Source organism: Curtobacterium sp. MCLR17_036 (assembly GCF_003234445.2).
In the GTDB taxonomy this organism is placed as follows: domain Bacteria; phylum Actinomycetota; class Actinomycetes; order Actinomycetales; family Microbacteriaceae; genus Curtobacterium.
In genome coordinates this window covers 854843-873123 of record NZ_CP126269.1, presented here as the reverse complement: position 1 = coordinate 873123, position 18281 = coordinate 854843, and the positions used below count along the sequence as shown (strand labels likewise).

Below are 18281 nucleotides of genomic sequence, written 5' to 3'. Positions count from 1 at the left end.
GATCTGCGCACCTGCGAGGGAGTGACCATGAGCGAGCACCGATCCGACTACGACCCCACCCGCTTCCGCGAGGTCTTCGAGGGCAGCTACACCTACGCGAACGGCTTCGCGCGGAACACCCACCGCTTCGCCGGTCGGCCGGCGCTCCGCGACCCGGACACCGGTCGCTCGTGGACCTACGCCGAGCTCGGCGACGCCGTCGACCGCGTCGGCGGGTGGCTGCTCCGACACGGCGCCGGACGCGGCTCGGTCGTCATGGTCGAGCTGTTCAACTCCCCCGAGTTCGCGGTGCTCTACCTGGCGTGCCACCGCATCGGCGCGGTGTTCTCGCCGACCATCTTCCGGCTCGCACCCGACGAGGTCGCGTTCATCGTCGACGACTCCGAGCCCGTCGTGCTCGTCCACGACGCCGTGCGGAACGGCGAGGTCGTCGCTGCGCTCGAGTCGGCGACGCACCGTCCCGCCCACGTCGTGACCTTCGGCGGGGCGCACGACGACTTCGCCGAGCTGCTCGCCGCCGACCCCGTCACCGCGAACGAGCTCGCCGCGACGGAGCCGCGCAGCACCTACGACGAGACGACGCGGCTGTACACGAGCGGGACGACCGGGCGACCGAAGGCGGTCCCGCTGCCGAGCCTGGTCGAGGTGCTCAGCGCACACGACGTGGTCATGCACTTCCCGCTGACGCCGTTCGACAAGACGCTCAACATGTCGCCGCTGTTCCACCGCGGCGGCCTGTACTCCGGCGGGCCGAACCCGGTCTTCTACGTCGGCGCCGAGCTGACGACCCTGCGGCACTTCGACGCCGACCGCGTGCTCGACCTGGTGGCGTCCGAACAGCTCACCTTCCTCATCGGGGCGCCGCCGAACCTCGTGCAGCTCGCCGACGCCCAGGAGGCCCGGCCCCGCGACCTGTCCTCGCTGCACGGGATCGTCACGATGGGCGCCCCGCTCGACCGTGCCGCCGCGCTCCGCTACCAGGAGCTGCTGTCCCCACGGATCTTCAACGGGTACGGCACGACCGAGACCTTCTGGAACACCTTCCTGCGCCCCGAGGACTTCCCCGACGGCGCCGGGTCCACCGGGCGGGCCTCGACCGACGACGACGTCGCGGTGGTGAGGGTCCTCGACGGCCGCCTCGCCGACCCGACCGACACGGTCCGCAAGGACGGCACCGAGATCGGCGAGTTCGCGGTGCGCACCGTGAAGTCCGGCTACTCGTACCGGAACCCGGCCCTCGAGGCGGAGAAGTTCGCGAACGGTTGGTTCTACCCGGGCGACCTCGCGACGTGGGACGAGCACGAGCGGGTCACCATCGTCGGCCGCAAGGACGACATGATCATCTCGGGCGGCGAGAACGTCCACCCCGTGCAGGTCGAGGCGGCGCTGCAGGAGCACGCGGGCGTCGCGGACTCGATCGTGGTCGGGGTGCCTGACGAGCGCTGGGGCCAGGTCGTCACGGCCTACGTCGTCCGGGCCCGCGAGGGCCTGCCGTCGTCCGACGAGGCCGCCGCGGCCGCGCTCGAGGAGTGGACCGGCTCGCACCCCGGCCTGGCCCGGTACAAGCGGCCGCGGCTGTACCGCTTCGTCGACGAGCTGCCCTACAACGCCACGGGCAAGAAGGTGCACTACGTCGCCCAGGCGTCCGCGGAGTCCGACCTGGCGGCGGGGCTGCTGCTCGCGCCGTAGGGGTGATGCGAGTGCGGGTGGAGTGCGGGGCGGGGTGCTGTTTCGCGCGTGGGGGGTCGTTTCGCGCGTAGGAGGCTGATCCGCGCGTCGGGAGCAGGTTCTTCCTGCCTCGTACGCGCGGAACGTCTTCCCACGTCACGCGTGATGGGACGGAACGTGCGTGCTCACGGACGGGAGGCCCGGGTCGCGACGCCACGGGCTTCCCGTCCGCCTCTGGTCGCGTCGCGAGCGGCGTTGCCCACTGCACGCGAAGGGTCCATCCCGTGCGCCCGTACGGTCCTGCCCATTGCGCGCGAGATGGGAAGCAGTTCCGCGCGTGGGAGGTCGGACGGCGAGGCCACCGATGCGCGAAAGGACTCCCCACGCGCGGAAGGACCTCCGACGCGCGGATCAGCACCCCACGCGCAGATCCGCACCCCACGCGCGGAACAGCACCCGACGCGCGGGACCGCTCAGGCGTGCGACGGTGCGGAGCGCGCGAAGAGGCCGGGGAGCAGGCCGCCGATCTTCGTCCCGATGCACAGGCTGACGAAGGTGGCGAGCGGGGTCGCGAGGGCATCAGGGTCGAAGGTGGCGACCGCGACGAGTCCGACCGTCCCGGGCACGAGCAGCAGGAACGCCGGGAAGAACGACACCGTCGCCGGGATCACGGGGACGAGCCGCTCCAGCAGCCGGGTCGCGACGAAGAGCAGCGCGGCCGTGGCGCCGGTGGCGACGACGCTCCCCCACAGCGGCGTCGTGCCGCTCACCAGGGCGTAGGCGGTGACCATGACCGCGATCGACACGACGGTCAGCCGCCACCCGGAGCGGAAGACCAGGCCGAGCCCGACGGCCAGGCCGACGACGGCGACCCACGAGACCCAGTAGGACGGCACCGCCTCCCACCCGCCGCGGTCCGTCCCGACGGCGGCGACCTCGCCGACGAGTGCCGCCGACGACGGGTCGACGCGCAGGCCGGTCAGCGCGCTGCCCGCGGCGATGCCGGCGGCCATGAAGCCGAGCATGATGAGGCCCTGCACGAGCCGCGACGCCCCGGTGACGATGTCCGCCGCGGTGAGCTCGAGCAGCGCGTTCGTGATGAGAGCGCCCGGCACGAACACCGCCACGGGGGCGCACACCGCGAAGAGCGGGACGTGGTCGAACCCGGTGCCGGCGGCGACGAGTCCGACGATCGTGGTCGACACGAAGGCGGCGAGGAACGGGATGATCGCCACGGCCTCGCGGAAACGACGGAGCACGAGACCGATCACGCCGACGAGGGCACCGACCGCGAGCGCCACGAGGATCGCCCACCACGGGCAGCGGAACACGACGGCGAGTCCGGCCGAGGTCAGGGCGTTGCCGACGATCCACGGCAGCGCGGGCGGCGGGACGGTACCCGCACGGATGGCGCGGACGCGCGCCGGGATCTCGGCGAGGGCGATCGAGCCGCTCTCCAGTCCGAGGACGAGCCGGTTCGCGCGGGCCGCCTGCCGGCTCGAGAGTTCGACACCCTCGGCGTTGACGATCGTGGCGGCGCCCGTCGCGGTCTCGCTGACCATGACGAGCGCCGGGAGCACCCCGACGGCCAGCGTCGGTCCGACCCCCGCTGCATCGCGGGCCTTCTCGAGGGCCGAGCGGACGTCGGTGACGGAACTGCCGGCATCGAGGAGCAGGGCGCCGAGCGTGCCGAGCAGCATCCCGACGGGGACGGTCTCGCCGTCGACGACCTCGACGTGCGCCTCGGGCCCGCGGAGGGCGTTCCGCAGGTTCGCGAGCGCGCTTCCGAGTCCGACCACCCGAGCATCGTACTGGCGCGCGCGACGGCACGAGCGAGGCTAGCGGTACCGGGGGCTCTCGTCGTCATCACCGTCGGACACCGCGCGCACGTCGGTGTCCTTGCCGGATGCCACCAGTGCCGCGACCCAGGCTGCGGCGAAGACGAGCAGGCTGGTGACGAAGAGCGGCCCGCTGCCGGCCCACCCGGGGAGGCCCCACCACTTCGTGGCGTAGGACGCGGAGGACCACACGTCGCCGCTGCCGTCGAGGAACACCGGCGGCAGCCACGCGACGACCCACAGGAGCGGGACCGCCCACGCCGACGCGCGGGACACCGCGAGCGCCTGCCGGTTCACCCGGTTCCGGGCCGAGATCAGCGCGGTGATCGCCACCGCGACGGCAGCCAGGCTCCCGAACAGCATCATGCCGAGGGCGTTCCACCCCGGGTCGCCGGCACCGGGGGCCCGCACCCACCAGATCGGGATCGCGACGACGGGTACCCACTGTGCCCAGTAGACGAACTTCTGCCAACCCTCCACGGCGATGCCCCTCCCTGCACGGCGTGACGTCGGTCACGGCGTCGTACGCGCTCTGCGACCAACCGGTCGTACCCCCGGTGGGACTCGAACCCACAACTCGACGATTTTAAGTCGCATGCCTCTACCGATTGGGCCACGGGGGCGGGCCGGACCAGCCTACCGAGACGACGAGAGGCGGCCGTCCCAGAGGGACGACCGCCTCTCGGAGCGGGGGCGTGCTGCTACTTGACGTCGGCCTTCACGGGCTCGGCCTCGTTGGAGACGTCCTTCGCGGGCTCGCCGTACGCGGGACCGGCGGCACCGGCGGGCTGGCCCTCCGGAGCGGCCGGAGCAGCGGCGGCCGGCGCAGCGGCGTCCGCAGCGGGCTTCGGTCGCGACGCGAACGTCTCGAACGCGGCACGCGGGGTCTCGCGGTCGTCGAGCGACACGGTGTCGCGGCCGAGGAAGAAGCCACCCACCCAGTCGCCGATGACGCGCCACTTGCGCTCCCACGACGGCATGGCCAGGCCGTGGTAGCCGCGGTGGGCACCCCAGGCCAGGAAGCCCTTCATCGCGAACTTGCCGGACTGGAACACACCGGTGCCGAGTCCGAGGCCCGCGACGGCGCCGAGGTTCTCGTGCTTGTAGTCGGTCGTCGCCTCGCCGCGGATGGTCGCGACGAGGTTCTTCGCGAGCTGCTTCGCCTGGCGGACCGCGTGCTGGGCGTTCGGCACGCAGAAGCCGCCGACACCGCCACCGGTCAGGTCCGGTACGGCCGCGACGTCACCGCAGGCCCACGCGTCGGCGATCACGCCGTTGTCGTCGACGACCCGGAGGTCGGGCTGCACGCGGATGCGGCCGCGCTGCTCGAGCGGGAAGTCGGTGCCCTTGACCATCGGGTTCGCCATGACACCGGCGGTCCAGATGATGAGGTCGGACTCGATGGTCTCGATCGAGTCGTCCTTGGCCTTGAGCTGGCAGACGCCGCCCTCGGCCGAGGCGAGCTGCGTGTCGAGGTGCACGACGGCACCGCGCGACGCGAGGTTCTCGAGCACCCAGTGCGACGTCTCGAGGGAGACCTCGGGCATGATGCGCCCCATGGCCTCGACCAGGTGGAAGTGCGTCTCGTCGAAGGACAGCTCGGGGTAGCTCTTCAGCAGGTCCGAGGCGAACGAGCGGAGCTCGGCGAAGACCTCGATGCCGGCGAAGCCGCCACCCACGACGACGACTGTCAGCAGGCGCTCCCGCTCGGGGCCGGCCGGCAGGTTCGCGGCCTTGTGGAAGTTGGTGAGGATCTTGTCGCGGATCGCCGCGGCTTCCTCGATGGTCTTGAGGCCGATGGCCTCGTCCGCGACGCCCGGGATCGGGAACGTGCGCGACACGGCGCCGGCCGTCATGACGATCTGGTCGTAGGACTCTTCCCACGCAGCGCCCTCGGTCGGCGTGATGGTCGCCGTCTTCGTCGCGTGGTCGACCCCGGTGACCTTCGCGGTGACGACGCGCGTGTTCTTGAGGTGGCGGCGGTGCGAGACCACGGCGTGACGGGGCTCGATGGAACCGGCGGCGACCTCGGGCAGGAACGGCTGGTACGTCATGTACGGCAGCGGGTCCACCATCACGACCTCGGCTTCGCCCTGGCGAAGGTGCTTCTCGAGCTTCCATGCGGTGTAGAAGCCGGCGTAACCGCCGCCGACGACGAGGATCTTGGGCACGGGGAATGTTCTCCTTGGGTGGGTGTGCGGGAGTCGAGTCAGACTTCGCCGCCACCCGCCCCGACTCCAGCGTCTGCACCGTCATCATACGCCCGGCACTCACACCGGGCGGGCGACCAGTCCGCGCGCTCGAGCGCGAGGTCGCCGATGGGGTTGACGCCGGGACCGGCGGCGAGGGCGTGACCGACGAGGGCGTGCAGGCACTTCACGCGGGTGGGCATGCCACCGGCGCTGATGCCGACGATCTCGTCGACGTGCTCGATCGACTCACGATCGGCCAGGTAGGACTCGTGTGCTGCGCGGTACTGCGCAGCGACGTCGGGGTCCTCGAGCAGGGCTGCCAGCTCGGGCATCACCTGGTTGGCCTCGAGGGTGCTCACCGCGGCGGTCGCCGCCGGGTGGCAGAGGTAGTAGAACGTCGGGAACGGCGTGCCGTTCGACAGCCGGGGCTTCGTCGAGACGACGGTCGGGTTGCCGCAGACGCACCGCGCCGCGATCCCGATGACGTCACGCGCCGGTCGGCCGAGCTGCGCCGACACGACCCGGACGTCGCGGTCGGAGGGCGGGTCGAAGGGAGGGGTCGTCACGGGAACGTGAGCCTACCGGAGTCGCGCAGCCGCGCGCACCGTCCCGTCGGACGGCTACTTGCTCTCGCCGGTGCCGGACACGTCCGGCGCGACGAGGTCCGCCGCGGTCTCGTCGCTCAGCCCGGACTGCAGCACGGAGGACAGCATGGCCTGCACCCAGTCCACCTTCGGCGTCTGGACCTTCGCGCTCACCGGCGTCCCGGAGTCGGTCGTCGGTGTCGTCGCCGCGCTGCGGGACGAGCTGCGGCCCTCGGCGCCCATGACGAGGTAGCTCTCCTCGCCGGGGTAGACGTAGAGCAACCGGTCGCGGGCCTGGGCCTCGATGTACGCAGGGTCGTCCCAGCGCGCGACGTCCTTCTTCTTCTGTGCGACGTCGGCCTTCTGGGCCGCCACGTCGTGCTGCTGCTGGGCGATCTGCTCCTGCTGCTGGATCAGCGTGCGCAGGGAGGGCGCGAGCACGACGACGAACAGCACGATGATCGCCAGCATCAGCAGGCTGAAGCCGGAGAAGTGGATCGAGCGGTACCACGGCTGCTCGGTGGTGCCGCCGTCGGGCATCGCCACGGGGACGCGGCGCACACGGGGTTTCTGGCTGGGCACCGTCCGACGATAACCCGCCGGCGGGTCGGCGCGTGGTCGGCACGCGGCCGTTCGGTGCCCTCTCAGCGTCGCTGACCCGGGAGGCACGGCTCGCCCCCGGTACGTGACCCCCGCCCGCCCCGTGGCCGGGTCGGCCAGGTCGGCGCGCTGCGCCGAGGTCGCCGCGGGCGGCCGAGGGCGGCCGAGGGCGCAGTACCGGTCGCTTCCGCCCGGTCGAAGCGGCCGTTCGTACGACCTCGACGTCCGACGCACGGCAGGTCGTGCGACCGGGACGGCGGGACCGCCGCGGGCGGCCGAGGTCGCAGTATCGGTCGCTTCCGCCCGGTCGAAGCGGCCGTTCGTGCGACCTCGACGTCCGACGCACGGCGGGTCGTGCGACCAGGACCGCGGGGCCTTCGCGGGCGGGACTGCCGAGACGACGAAACGCCGCCCTCCCGGAGGAGGACGGCGTCTCGTGGAAGGCGCTGCCTAGAGCGCGGCAGCCCGCGGGAAGGCCGAGCGACCGGCGTACACCGCGGCGTCGCCGAGCTCTTCCTCGATGCGGAGGAGCTGGTTGTACTTCGCGACGCGGTCCGAACGGGCCGGTGCACCGGTCTTGATCTGGCCGCCGTCGACCGCGACCGCGATGTCCGCGATCGTGGTGTCCTCGGTCTCGCCGGAGCGGTGCGACAGGATCGAGGTCAGGCCGTGACGGTGCGCGAGCGAGACGGCGTCGAGCGTCTCGGTGAGCGTGCCGATCTGGTTGACCTTCACGAGGATAGAGTTCGCGGCGCGCTCGTCGATACCGCGCTGCAGACGCTTGGGGTTGGTGACGAACAGGTCGTCGCCGACGATCTGGACCTTGTCGCCGAGCTCGGCGGTCAGGTGCGACCAGCCCTCCCAGTCGTCCTCGGCCAGCGGGTCCTCGATGGTCACGAGCGGGTAGTTCGCGACGAGCTCGGCGAAGTACGAGGTGAACTCCTGGCTCGAGAGCTGCTTGCCCTCGAACGAGTACTTGCCGTCGTGGAAGAACTCGGTGGAGGCGACGTCGAGGCCGACGGCGATGTCCTTGCCCGGGGTGTAGCCGGCCTTCTCGATCGCGGTGAGCAGGAAGTCGAGCGCCGCGCGGTTCGAGGCGAGCTCCGGCGCGAAGCCGCCCTCGTCGCCGAGGCCGGTCGCGAGGCCCTGCTTCTTCAGCTCGCCCTTGAGGGCGTGGTAGGTCTCGACGCCCCAACGGAGCGCCTCGGAGAAGGACTCGGCGCCGTAGGGCACGAGGAAGAACTCCTGGATGTCGACGTTGGTGTCCGCGTGGGCACCGCCGTTGACGACGTTCATGAGCGGCACGGGGAGCGTGTGCGCGTTCGGGCCGCCGAGGTAGCGGAACAGCGGCAGGTCGGCCGAGTCCGCGGCGGCGCGGGCGACGGCCAGCGAGGCGCCGAGGATCGCGTTCGCGCCGAGACGGGACTTGTTCTCGGTGCCGTCGAGCTCGATGAGCGCGGCGTCGACGAGACGCTGGTCGGTGGCGTCGAAGCCCTCGAGCGCCGGGCCGATCTCGTCGAGGACGGCGTCGACGGCCTTGAGGACGCCCTTGCCGCCGTAGCGCGAGGCATCGCCGTCGCGCAGCTCGTACGCTTCGAAGGCGCCGGTGGAGGCACCGGAGGGGACGAGCGCGCGGGACACGACGCCGTCGTCGAGGAGGACCTCGACCTCGACCGTCGGGTTGCCTCGGGAATCGAGGACTTCGCGTGCGCCTACGGCATCGATCAGGGCCACGGGGTACTCCCTACACATTGGTTGTGGTGATTGCGGAGTCGATCCTAGCGAGCCGCGGTGGACGCCAGGTCGGCTGTGACGGACGGTGTGGAGAACTCAGTCGAGCGGGCGGAACTCGACGCCCTGCAGCGAGTCGGTGTCGGCACCGATCGTCGCGAACGCCGAGAACCCCTGCGCGGAGAGCCCGGCGAGCAGGTTCTTCATGTTCTTGGTGCGCCGTTCGAGCCGCACGCGTCGGTGGGAGGCGAGGGCCTCGGTCTTCAGCGCGGCGAGCCGGACCGGGTCGACGTCCTTGTCGTGGACGAGCACGACCGCGTCGGACTCCGCCGACTCGGGCAGGGTGACGAGGTCGACGAGCCGCTCGAAGCCGAGCGAGAAACCGACCGCCGGGACGTCCTGGCCGAGGAACCGGCCGATCATGCCGTCGTACCGACCGCCACCGCCCAGGCTGTAGCCGAAGTCGGGGTGCGCCACCTCGAAGATGGTCCCCGTGTAGTAGCCCATGCCACGCACGAGCGTCGGGTCGAACCGCAGGTCGACGCCGGGCAGTGCGGTGCGCAGGCGCAGCAGGTCGGCGTACGCGTCGGCGTCGAGCCACGTCGCGCCCTCGACCGAGGACCAGTCGGCGGCTTCGAGTGCGCGGATGGTGTCCTCGAGCCCCGGCAGTTCCTGCCCCACGGTGCCGCGGAGTTCCGCAGCGACGCCGTCGGGACCGATCTTGTCGAGCTTGTCGATCGTGATGAGGGCGCGGTCGGCGGCCTGCGGCTCGGTGATGCCCCACGAGGCGAGCAGCGAGAGCAGGATGCGTCGGTCGTTGATCCGGATCGTCGTCCCGGTGACGCCGAGTGCGTCGAGGGCGGCCGTCGTCGCGCCGATGAGCTCGATCTCGGCGAGCTGCCCGGGCTCGCCGAGGACGTCGATGTCGCACTGCACGAACTGGCGGTAGCGACCCTTCTGCGGCCGCTCGGCGCGCCACACAGGGGCGATCTGGACCGAGCGGAACACGCTCGGCAGCTCGGCCCGGTGCGACGCGTAGAACCGCGCGAGCGGCACGGTGAGGTCGAAGCGCAGGCCCAGGTCGGCGAGGTCGAGGGGCGCCTCGGCGGCACGGAGGTCCTCGACACCGAGGCCGCGCTTCATCACCGCGAACGCGAGCTTCTCGTTGTCGCCGCCGAGCCCGGAGTGCAGGCGGTCGGCGTCCTCTACCACCGGCGTCTCGATCTCGTCGAAGCCGTGCCGCGCGTAGACGTCGCGCACCACGCCGAGCACGTGCTCACGCCGCGCCTTGTCGGCCGGGAGGAAGTCACGCATGCCACGAGGAGCCGTCACGGAGGTCGCCATGCGGCAATTCTGGCAGACGGGACCGCCGCGCTTACGCCGAAACCGAACCACTGGTATTCTGCATCCAGAACGTCGGTCCGGAGAGTGCCTGATCCGCTCCCCGGACCGATCGCGAGGGCATCGTGCTGCAGTGTGCCCCGCGGTTCGAGCGGGTTTCCAAGGCGGCACCTCTCCCTGGGGGTGCGGCCGCCCGCTCACGGGCGCCCTCCTTTTTTCGGGTTGGGAGGGCGCCCGTTCCTCGTCCCCACACTCGGGCGTCCCCCTCGCCCGGGCATCTCGGCACCCGGCACCCGGCACCCAGCACCCGACGCCCGACGCCCCGGCAGCCCGGCGACCCACTCGCCGACACCTCGGTTCCCCGGCAGCCAACAGCCCGGCGGCCCACCCGCCGACACCTCGGTCCCCCGGTAGCACGGCGGCCCACTCACCGAAACCTCGGTTCCCCGGCAGCCCGGCGGCCCACCCGCCGACACCTCGGTCCCTCGGCAGCCAGCAGCCCGGCGGCCCACTCGCCGACACCTCGGTTCCCCGGCAGCCAGCAGCCTGGCGGCCCGACATCCCGGTCCCCCCGGAGCCTCGTCATCGCCGCGCCCCTGCTCCGCGGCACCCGACGCCCGGCGCCTCACTCCGCCCGGCGGCCCGCTTCCTCGAGCGCCGCCACAGCCGAGCGCAGGCTGGCGACCGGGTCGATGCCGTCCCGCACCGCGGACGCGACCTGTCCGAGCACGGCACTCCCCCACGCGGTGTCGACCGCACCCGCGTCCGACGCGACCGACGAGGCCGACGCGCCCCGGGCCTCCCGGCCGAGCGGCGCAACCGGCGCAACCGGCGCGACCGGCGCGACCGGCGCAACCGGCGCAACCGGGTCGACCGACGTGACCGACGCGACCACGGCGTCGGCGTCACCGCGCTCGTCGAGCCGTTCGAGCAGCTTCACCGCCCGCTCGAGGGGCGGCATCGCCCGCGGCACCCCGTCGAAGGCGCTCCGTCGCGCGGACTTCTCGGCGGCCTTGGCCGCGCGCCAGACGCGGACGACCTCGTCGACGGTGTCCGCCGTCTCGTCGCCGAACACGTGCGGGTGTCGTCGGGTCATCTTGTCGCGGACGCCGGCGGCGACGTCCTCGAGGGTGAAGTCACCGGCGCGGGCGGCGATGCCGGCGTGGAGCACCACCTGGTACAGCAGGTCGCCGAGTTCCTCGCGGACGTCCTCGGGGTCGCCGTCGTCGATCGCGTCGACGAGTTCGTACGACTCCTCGACGGCGTAGCGGGCGAGCGACGCGTGGGTCTGCGCGCGGTTCCAGACGCAGCCTCCGTCCTCGGCGAGCAGGCGGTCGACGACGGTGACGAGGTCCGGTACGGCGGTCATGCCGCCATCGTCGCACTCGCGTAGGCTGGTCGCTGGTGTGTCGGGAAGTCTGGTCGACGGACACTCACCCGACCCCTCGAGACGGAGATCCATGTCGTCCCTCGTCCGCTCCCCCCGCTTCAGCGCCGTCGCGCTCCTCACCGCCGCCGTGCTCGGCCTGGTGGTGGCGAACTCCCCCGTCGGTCCCGGCCTCGAACGGCTGCTCGACGCGCACCTGCCGCTGGGTGCGCTCGGCCTCGACCTGTCGATCGCGCACTGGATCAGCGACGGGCTGCTCGCGGTGTTCTTCCTGCTCGTCGCCATCGAGCTCAAGCAGGAGCTCGTCGACGGCGAGCTGTCGAACCCCAAGACCGCGATCGTCCCCGCCATCGCGGCGGTCGGCGGGGTGCTCGTGCCGGCGGGGGTGTTCCTGCTCGTCACCGCGGGCACGCCGTTCACCCACGGCTGGCCGATCCCCACGGCGACGGACATCGCGTTCGCGCTCGGTGTCCTGGCGATGTTCGGCCGCGGGCTGCCGTCCGGCATCCGGGTGTTCCTGCTCGCGCTGGCCGTGCTCGACGACCTCATCGCGATCGTCATCATCGCCGTCGTGTTCGCCCACGACACCGACTTCCTGGCCCTCGCGGGTGCTGTGGTCGCGCTCGCGGCGTTCTGGCTGCTCGGCCGCATGCTCCGTCCGGGGCGGAGCGGGCAGACGCTGATCATCGTGGCGATGGTCCTGGTGAGCCTCGTCACGTGGTGGCTCGTGTACCACTCCGGCGTGCACGCCACGATCGCCGGCGTCGCGCTCGGCCTCGTGCTCCCCCGCCGCCCAGGTCACACCCTGCACGAGAACGTCGAGCCGTGGTCGAACGCCATCGTGCTGCCGCTGTTCGCCTTCGCCTCGGCCGCGGTCGTCATCCCCGCGGTCGGCATCAGCGAGCTCTCCCCCACGTTCTGGGCGGTCGTCCTCGCCCTGCCGGTCGGCAAGGTGGTCGGCATCACGCTGTTCGGCGTGGTCGCCACGCGGATCTTCCGGTCGCCCGGCCGCTCGTCGCTGTCGTTCTTCTCGATCATCACCGTCGGCGTGCTCGGCGGCATCGGCTTCACGGTCTCGCTGCTCATGAACGAGCTCGCCTTCGCCCGCGACCCGGAGGTGCTCGACGAGGGCGTCCTGGCCGTGCTCGTCGGTTCGGGGATCGCGATCGTCGCTTCGGCGGTCGTGGTCACGCTGCGGGCGCGGGCGTACCGCGGCCGTCGGGAGCTGTCCGAGGCCGAGGCGACCGAGTAGCCGGTCCGCGTCGTCCGACACGTGGTCCGTCGCGGACGGCGTGCGCGCTGCGGACGTGGCCACGGACGGACGGGAGGCACGGTGCCAGCTGGCACCGTGCCTCCCGTCCGTCGACCGCTCGCGTCTACGCGGCCGGCGCCTCTGCCGGGGTCGTCGCCCCGTACACGGCGGTGAGGATGCTCTCCACCCACCGGATGAGGGCGTCGTCCGGCAGTGCCTGGTCGTGCGGGCGCGGCATCGGGATGCTCGTCGCGTTCTGCTGCGGGAACCAGCGCGCACCCGGGAACATGCGCTTGAGGCGCACCTGTGACGAGTCGGCGAGCTCCTTGCCGGCGACCCGCAGGTTTGAGCCCATCACGACGACGTCGGACAGACCGACCTGCTGCGCCATCCGGCGGAGGCGGGAGACCTCGACCAGGGTCTGCACGGCCTGCGGCGGCTGCCCGTAGCGGTCGGTGAGCTCGTCGAGCACCATGTCGATCGCGTCCGGCTGCGCCGTCGGGGCCGAGGCCGCCGAGAGCTTCTGGTACGCCTCGAGCCGGAGCCGCTCGGACTCGACGTAGTCCTCGGGGATGTGCGCGTCGACGGGGATCTCGAGCCGGAGCTCGGTCTGCCCCTCGGCGACGTCGCCGCGGAACTGCGACACCGCCTCGCCGATCATCCGCAGGTACAGGTCGAACCCGACGCCCGCGATGTGGCCGGACTGCTCCCCGCCGAGCAGGTTGCCGGCGCCGCGGATCTCGAGGTCCTTCATGGCGACCTGCATGCCCGCACCGAGCTCGTTGTTCGCGGCGATGGTCTCGAGGCGGTCCTGCGCGGTCTCGGACAGCGGCTTCTCGGAGTCGTAGAGGAAGTACGCGTACCCGCGCTCCCGCCCACGGCCGACACGACCGCGCAGCTGGTGGAGCTGGGACAGGCCGTACTTGTCCGCCTTGTCGATGATGAGCGTGTTCGCGTTCGCGATGTCGAGGCCGGTCTCGATGATCGTCGTCGAGACGAGGACGTCGAAGCGGCGCTCCCAGAAGTCGACCATGACCTGCTCGAGGGTGCTCTCCGACATCTGCCCGTGCGCCACGGCGATGCGGGCGTCCGGCACGATCTCGGCCAGGTGCGCGGCGACCGACTGGATGTCCTTCACGCGGTTGTGCACGTAGAACACCTGGCCCTCGCGCAGCAGCTCGCGGCGGATCGCCGCCGCCACCTGCAGGTCGGACTGCGGTCCGACGAAGGTCAGGATCGGGTGGCGGTCCTCCGGCGGAGTGGCGAGCGTCGACATCTCGCGGATGCCCGTGACCGCCATCTCGAGCGAGCGCGGGATCGGGGTCGCCGACATCGCCAGGACGTCGACGTTCGTCTTGAACTTCTTGAGCTGGTCCTTGTGCTCGACGCCGAACCGCTGTTCCTCGTCGATGATGACGAGCCCGACGTCCTTGAAGGTGATGCCCTGCGACAGGATCCGGTGGGTCGCGATGACGATGTCGACCGTGCCGTCGGCGAGGCCGGCGATGGTCTCCTTCGACTCCTTCTCGGTCTGGAACCGGCTCAGCGCGCGCAGGTGCACGGGGAACCCGGCGAAGCGCTCCTGGAACGTCTCCATGTGCTGGCGGACGAGCAGCGTCGTCGGCACGAGCATGACGACCTGCTTGCCGTCCTGCACCGCCTTGAACGCTGCACGGATCGCGACCTCGGTCTTGCCGTAGCCGACGTCGCCGGACAGCAGGCGGTCCATCGGGATCGGCCGCTCCATGTCGCGCTTGATCTCGTCGATCGTCGTGAGCTGGTCGGCGGTCTCGGCGAACGGGAACGCCTCTTCCAGCTCGCGCTGCCACGGGGTGTCCGGGCCGAACGCGTGCCCCTTCGACGCCATCCGCGCCGAGTACAGCTTGACGAGGTCGACGGCGATGTCGCGGACCGCCTTGCGCGCCTTCGACTTGGCGGCGGACCAGTCCGAGCCGCCCATCTTCGACAGGGTCGGGGACTCGCCGCCGACGTACCGTGACAGCTGGTCGAGCTGGTCGGTCGGCACGAAGAGCTTGTCGCCCGGGTAGTTGCGCTTCGACGGCGCGTACTCGAGCACGAGGTACTCGCGCTGCGTCTTCACGGCGTTGCGGCCGCCCGAACTGACCTCGCGGCTGACGAGCTCGACGAACTTGCCGATGCCGTGCGTCGCGTGCACGACGACGTCGCCCGGCTTGAGCTGCAGCGGGTCGACGACGTTCTTGCGCCGGCTCGCGAGCTTCTTGACGGTGCGGGCGCCCTGCTGGACGCTGCGGCCGTAGAACTCGGCCTCGCTGAGCACCACGATGCGCGGGTCCGGGACGGCGAACCCGTGCTCGACCGCGGCGGTCGTCACGACGGCGACGCCGGGCTCCGGCGGCGCCGTCACGGCTTCAGCACGCGCGGCGACCCCCGCGTCGGCGAGGACCTGCACCGCCCGCTCGACCAGGCCCTGGCCCTGCGCTGTCACCACGACCGCCCACCCGTCGTCGGTCAGCGCCTTGACGTGCGAGACCGCACCGTCGGCGCTGCCCGCGAAGCTCGGCACGGACTCGGCCCGGACGCGGATGTACTCGCCGGCCTCGTCCGCGGCTTCGGCGTCGGTGAGGACCCGGTCGCGGTCGCCCTCGTCGAGCCCGGAGTCGAACGGCGACACGGTCCACCAGGTGCGCTGCCCGCGGGTGTTCTTGAGCTGCTGCACCGTCAGGAAGTTGCCCGCGTCGAGGTCGATCGGGGCCTGGGCGCCGGCGACCGCGGCGGTCCACGCGGCCTGCAGGAACTCGGTGTTCGTCTCGGCCAGGCTGTTCGCGCGACCGTTCACCCGCTCGGGCGAGAACACCGCGATGGTGGCGTCCTCCGGCAGGTAGGAGGTCATCGGCACCAGGTCCTGCACGAGTGCGGGGGCGAGGGACTCCATGCCCTCGACCGGGATGCCCTCGGCGATCTTCGCGAGCATCTGCGACAGGTTCGGGAACTCGTGCAGCATCTCGCGGGCGCGCTGCTTGACGTCGTCGCTGAGCAGGAGCTCGCGGGACGCGGTCAGCTCGACCGAGCCGAGGTCGTCCTCGGTCGTGCGCTGGTCGGCCACGGAGAACGCCTTGATGGCCTCGATCTCGTCGCCGAAGAAGTCGACGCGCACCGGGTGGTCGGCCGTCGGCGGGAAGACGTCGAGGATGCCACCGCGGACCGCGAACTCACCGCGGCGGGTGACGAGGTCGACCCGCGCGTACGCCATGTCCACGAGCTGTGCCGCGATGGCGGCCAGGTCGTTGCCGCGCGAGTCCGTCCGGAGGACGACCGGGGCGAGCGAGGTCAGGTTGCCGGCGATCGGCTGGAGGGCCGCGCGGACGCTCGCCACGACGACCGTGGTGCGCCGGTCGGCCGCGCTCGCGTCGGACCACGCGGCGAGCCTGCGGAGCGTCGCGATGCGCGTCCCCACGGTCTGCGCGCTCGGGCTGAGGCGCTCGTGCGGCAGGGTCTCCCACGCCGGGAACTCGAGGACGTCGGCGTCGGGCACGTAGGCGGCGAGGGCGTCGCGGACGGCCTCGGCCTCGCGCCCCGTGGCGGTGATCACGAGGACGCACTGCGGACCGGTGCGCTCGGCGATCAGGGCGCCGAGCAGGGGGACGCGCAACCCGTCGACGACCGAGAAGTCGGCGTCACGAGGCGCGGCGCGGAGCACGCGATCGAACGCGGAGGCGCGCGAGAGCGCAGGGATGATGCCCGAGATCGTCACTCAGGACATGGTACCGGGGAGGTCCGACAGCGGTCGCGGTGTGCGCAGCGGGCGAACACCGGTCAGCGGGTCGGCCGTTGGTCGGCCGCTCCCGCGCCGTCGCCGTGCTGCGCTCAGTTCGTGCGGCTCGTACGCCTCGTCCGGCTCGTCCGGCTCGTCCGGCTCGCTCGGAGCAGCAGCACGCTGCCGAGCGCGAGGGCGACGAGCGCCGCGACGATCGGCAGGGCCACCGACGCTCCGGTCGCCGCGAGGAGGCCGCCCGGTGTGGGTGCGTCCGGGGGCGTCGCGAACGGGGTCGGGGTCGGTGTCGGGGTCGCCGACGGGGCTGCCGGTGCGGTCGGTGCGGTGGGGGAGATCGGTGCGCTCGCGGTCGCCGTCGCCGTCGGTTCCGGCAGCGTGGTCGGCCCGGGCACCGGGGGCGTGGTCGGCGCCGTCGTCGGCTGCGGGACCGGTGCCGTCGTCGGTCCCGGCGCCGTCGTCGGCTCCGGCGCCGTCGTCGGTCCCGGCGCCGTCGTCGGCTCCGGCGCCGTGGTCGGTGCGGGTCCCTGGTCGGGGCCCGGTCCGGCCGTCGGTTCCGGGTCGGTGGTCGGTTCCGGCGCCGACGTCGGTTCCGGCGCCGTCGTCGGTTCCGGCGCCGTCGTCGGCTCCGGCGCCGTCGTCGGCTCCGGCGCCGTCGTCGGCTCCGGCGCCGTCGTCGGCTCCGGTTCCGGTTCCGGTTCCGGTTCCGGTTCCGGTTCCGGTTCCGGTTCCGGTACCGTCGTCGGTTCCGGCGCCGTCGTGGGCTCCGGCGCCGTCGTCGGATCCGGTGCCGGTGCCGGTGCGGTGGTGGGCGCCGTGGTCGGCTCCGGCTCCGGCTGGGAGGTCGGCGCAGCCGTGGGCACCGACGTGTCGGACGCGCTCGGCACCGGCACCGGCGTGGGCGCGACCGCCCCCTCGCGGGTCGCCGTGACCACCCGGCGCCGGTTGTAGTCCGCGATGGCCATCTCGGTCCCCGCGTGCACGGAGACCGCGGTCGGGTTCGCCAGCGACGAGCCGTCCGGTGCCGCGTCGAGCGCCACCGACCAGTCGGATCCTTCGAGCGCCCACACCCGGCCACCGGTGTTGTCGACGACGAAGACCGAGCCGTCGTCCCCCACGGCGACGCCGAGCAACCGGACCGGCGCGGTCTGCGGGAAGCCGAGGGACGTCGGGACGCCGCCGGCACGGTCGACGCGCCAGACGTCGTCGGCCTGGGCGTCGCTCACGACGAGCGCGCCGCCGTCCGGGGTCACGGCGACACCGCCCGGGTCGGTCCACGGCCCGTCGACGGCGCTCCAGTCCCCGGTGCGGACGTCGGCGGTCCAGAGGGCGCCGCTGCCCGGGGCAGCCGCCCACACCGTCGAGCCGACGACCGCCAGTTCGGAGACCGCTCGCCGTGTGGGCGGGGCCGGGATCCGGCTGATCGCGCCGGCGTCGAGGACGGCGACCGTGCGGCGCCCGGCCTCGGCGACGACGAAGCGGCCGTCGGGCAGCGCCTGGACGGCCGACGGGTTCCACATGGCGCGGGCTTCGGTGCCGAAGGGTGCGATGGTCTCCCACGTGCCGTCCGCACCGCGGCGGAGCACTCCGTTCGCTGCGAGGTCCGCCACGACGAGTCGACCGGCGGCGTCGTGCTCGACGTCGTTCGGGGCGACGAAGGCCTCGGCGACGGGCGGTGCCGCGGTGTCGGCGCGCTGCGGGAGCCACACCGGTGGACCGGCGACGGCGGCCGACGTGGTCACGCCGCCGACCACGCCGACGGCGACCAACGCGGCCACGACTGCCCCGATCGCGATCGGCAGGACGTCCGGTCGTGGTGCTCGCCCTGCCATCGGTACCCCCGGTCCTCGTCGCGGGGCGACCGCCCCGACGGCGAACCTACCGGCGCGGGGTACGCCGGTGGTCCCCCAGTTCGGGGACGGACCAGGACCGTCGCG

The 18281-nt window shown here is 72.4% G+C and carries 12 protein-coding genes and 1 tRNA gene; 2 read left to right on the top strand and 11 right to left on the bottom strand.

Annotated elements, in window-relative coordinates; all coding sequences use genetic code 11:
• Positions 1 to 27: 27 nt before the first annotated feature.
• Complete coding sequence (locus DEI99_RS04135) at positions 28 to 1689, top strand: class I adenylate-forming enzyme family protein (protein WP_284180946.1); 1662 nt, start codon at positions 28 to 30, stop codon at positions 1687 to 1689.
• Between the two features lie 452 nt (positions 1690 to 2141).
• Here the strand turns inward: DEI99_RS04135 and DEI99_RS04130 are convergent, their stop codons facing one another.
• The 9 genes from DEI99_RS04130 to DEI99_RS04090 all read right to left on the bottom strand — a co-directional run bounded on the left by DEI99_RS04130 (position 2142) and on the right by DEI99_RS04090 (position 11323).
• Complete coding sequence (locus DEI99_RS04130; protein ID WP_175472213.1) at positions 2142 to 3467, bottom strand: threonine/serine exporter family protein; 1326 nt, start codon at positions 3465 to 3467, stop codon at positions 2142 to 2144.
• Positions 3468 to 3506: 39 nt separating this feature from the next.
• Entirely contained in the window at positions 3507 to 3986 is a 480-nt protein-coding gene (locus DEI99_RS04125) for a hypothetical protein (protein ID WP_111041572.1), read from the bottom strand.
• 69 nt (positions 3987 to 4055) lie between these two features.
• Positions 4056 to 4129 (bottom strand) — tRNA-Leu (locus DEI99_RS04120).
• A 78-nt stretch (positions 4130 to 4207) separates the two neighbouring features.
• Complete coding sequence (locus tag DEI99_RS04115; RefSeq protein ID WP_111041573.1) at positions 4208 to 5677, bottom strand: NAD(P)/FAD-dependent oxidoreductase; 1470 nt, start codon at positions 5675 to 5677, stop codon at positions 4208 to 4210.
• 38 nt (positions 5678 to 5715) lie between these two features.
• Positions 5716 to 6264 carry a DUF501 domain-containing protein gene (locus DEI99_RS04110; RefSeq protein ID WP_071253264.1) on the bottom strand — a complete coding sequence of 183 codons (549 nt, stop codon included), beginning with the start codon at positions 6262 to 6264 and terminating at the stop codon, positions 5716 to 5718.
• Between the two features lie 54 nt (positions 6265 to 6318).
• Positions 6319 to 6864, bottom strand: a complete 546-nt coding sequence (locus DEI99_RS04105) for an FtsB family cell division protein (protein WP_071253265.1) — start codon at positions 6862 to 6864, stop codon at positions 6319 to 6321.
• Between the two features lie 468 nt (positions 6865 to 7332).
• Positions 7333 to 8616 carry a phosphopyruvate hydratase gene (eno, locus tag DEI99_RS04100; RefSeq protein WP_071253267.1) on the bottom strand — a complete coding sequence of 428 codons (1284 nt, stop codon included), beginning with the start codon at positions 8614 to 8616 and terminating at the stop codon, positions 7333 to 7335.
• Between the two features lie 96 nt (positions 8617 to 8712).
• A complete protein-coding gene (hisS, locus tag DEI99_RS04095) occupies positions 8713 to 9957 on the bottom strand; it encodes a histidine--tRNA ligase (protein ID WP_111043114.1) in 1245 nt (414 codons plus the stop codon).
• 622 nt (positions 9958 to 10579) lie between these two features.
• Complete coding sequence (locus DEI99_RS04090; RefSeq protein ID WP_181434553.1) at positions 10580 to 11323, bottom strand: MazG family protein; 744 nt, start codon at positions 11321 to 11323, stop codon at positions 10580 to 10582.
• Between the two features lie 91 nt (positions 11324 to 11414).
• Between DEI99_RS04090 and nhaA the strand changes: the two genes are divergently transcribed.
• Positions 11415 to 12593: a Na+/H+ antiporter NhaA gene (gene nhaA / locus DEI99_RS04085; RefSeq protein WP_111043112.1), complete on the top strand. Its 1179-nt coding sequence runs from the start codon at positions 11415 to 11417 to the stop codon at positions 12591 to 12593.
• 124 nt (positions 12594 to 12717) lie between these two features.
• Here the strand turns inward: nhaA and mfd are convergent, their stop codons facing one another.
• Both mfd and DEI99_RS04075 read right to left on the bottom strand, forming a co-directional pair.
• Positions 12718 to 16326 carry a transcription-repair coupling factor gene (gene mfd / locus DEI99_RS04080; RefSeq protein WP_111043111.1) on the bottom strand — a complete coding sequence of 1203 codons (3609 nt, stop codon included), beginning with the start codon at positions 16324 to 16326 and terminating at the stop codon, positions 12718 to 12720.
• A gap of 113 nt (positions 16327 to 16439) precedes the next feature.
• Positions 16440 to 18176 (bottom strand): hypothetical protein, encoded by a 1737-nt coding sequence (locus DEI99_RS04075; RefSeq protein WP_284180945.1) that lies wholly within the window; start codon positions 18174 to 18176, stop codon positions 16440 to 16442.
• Between the last annotated feature and the right edge of the window lie 105 nt (positions 18177 to 18281).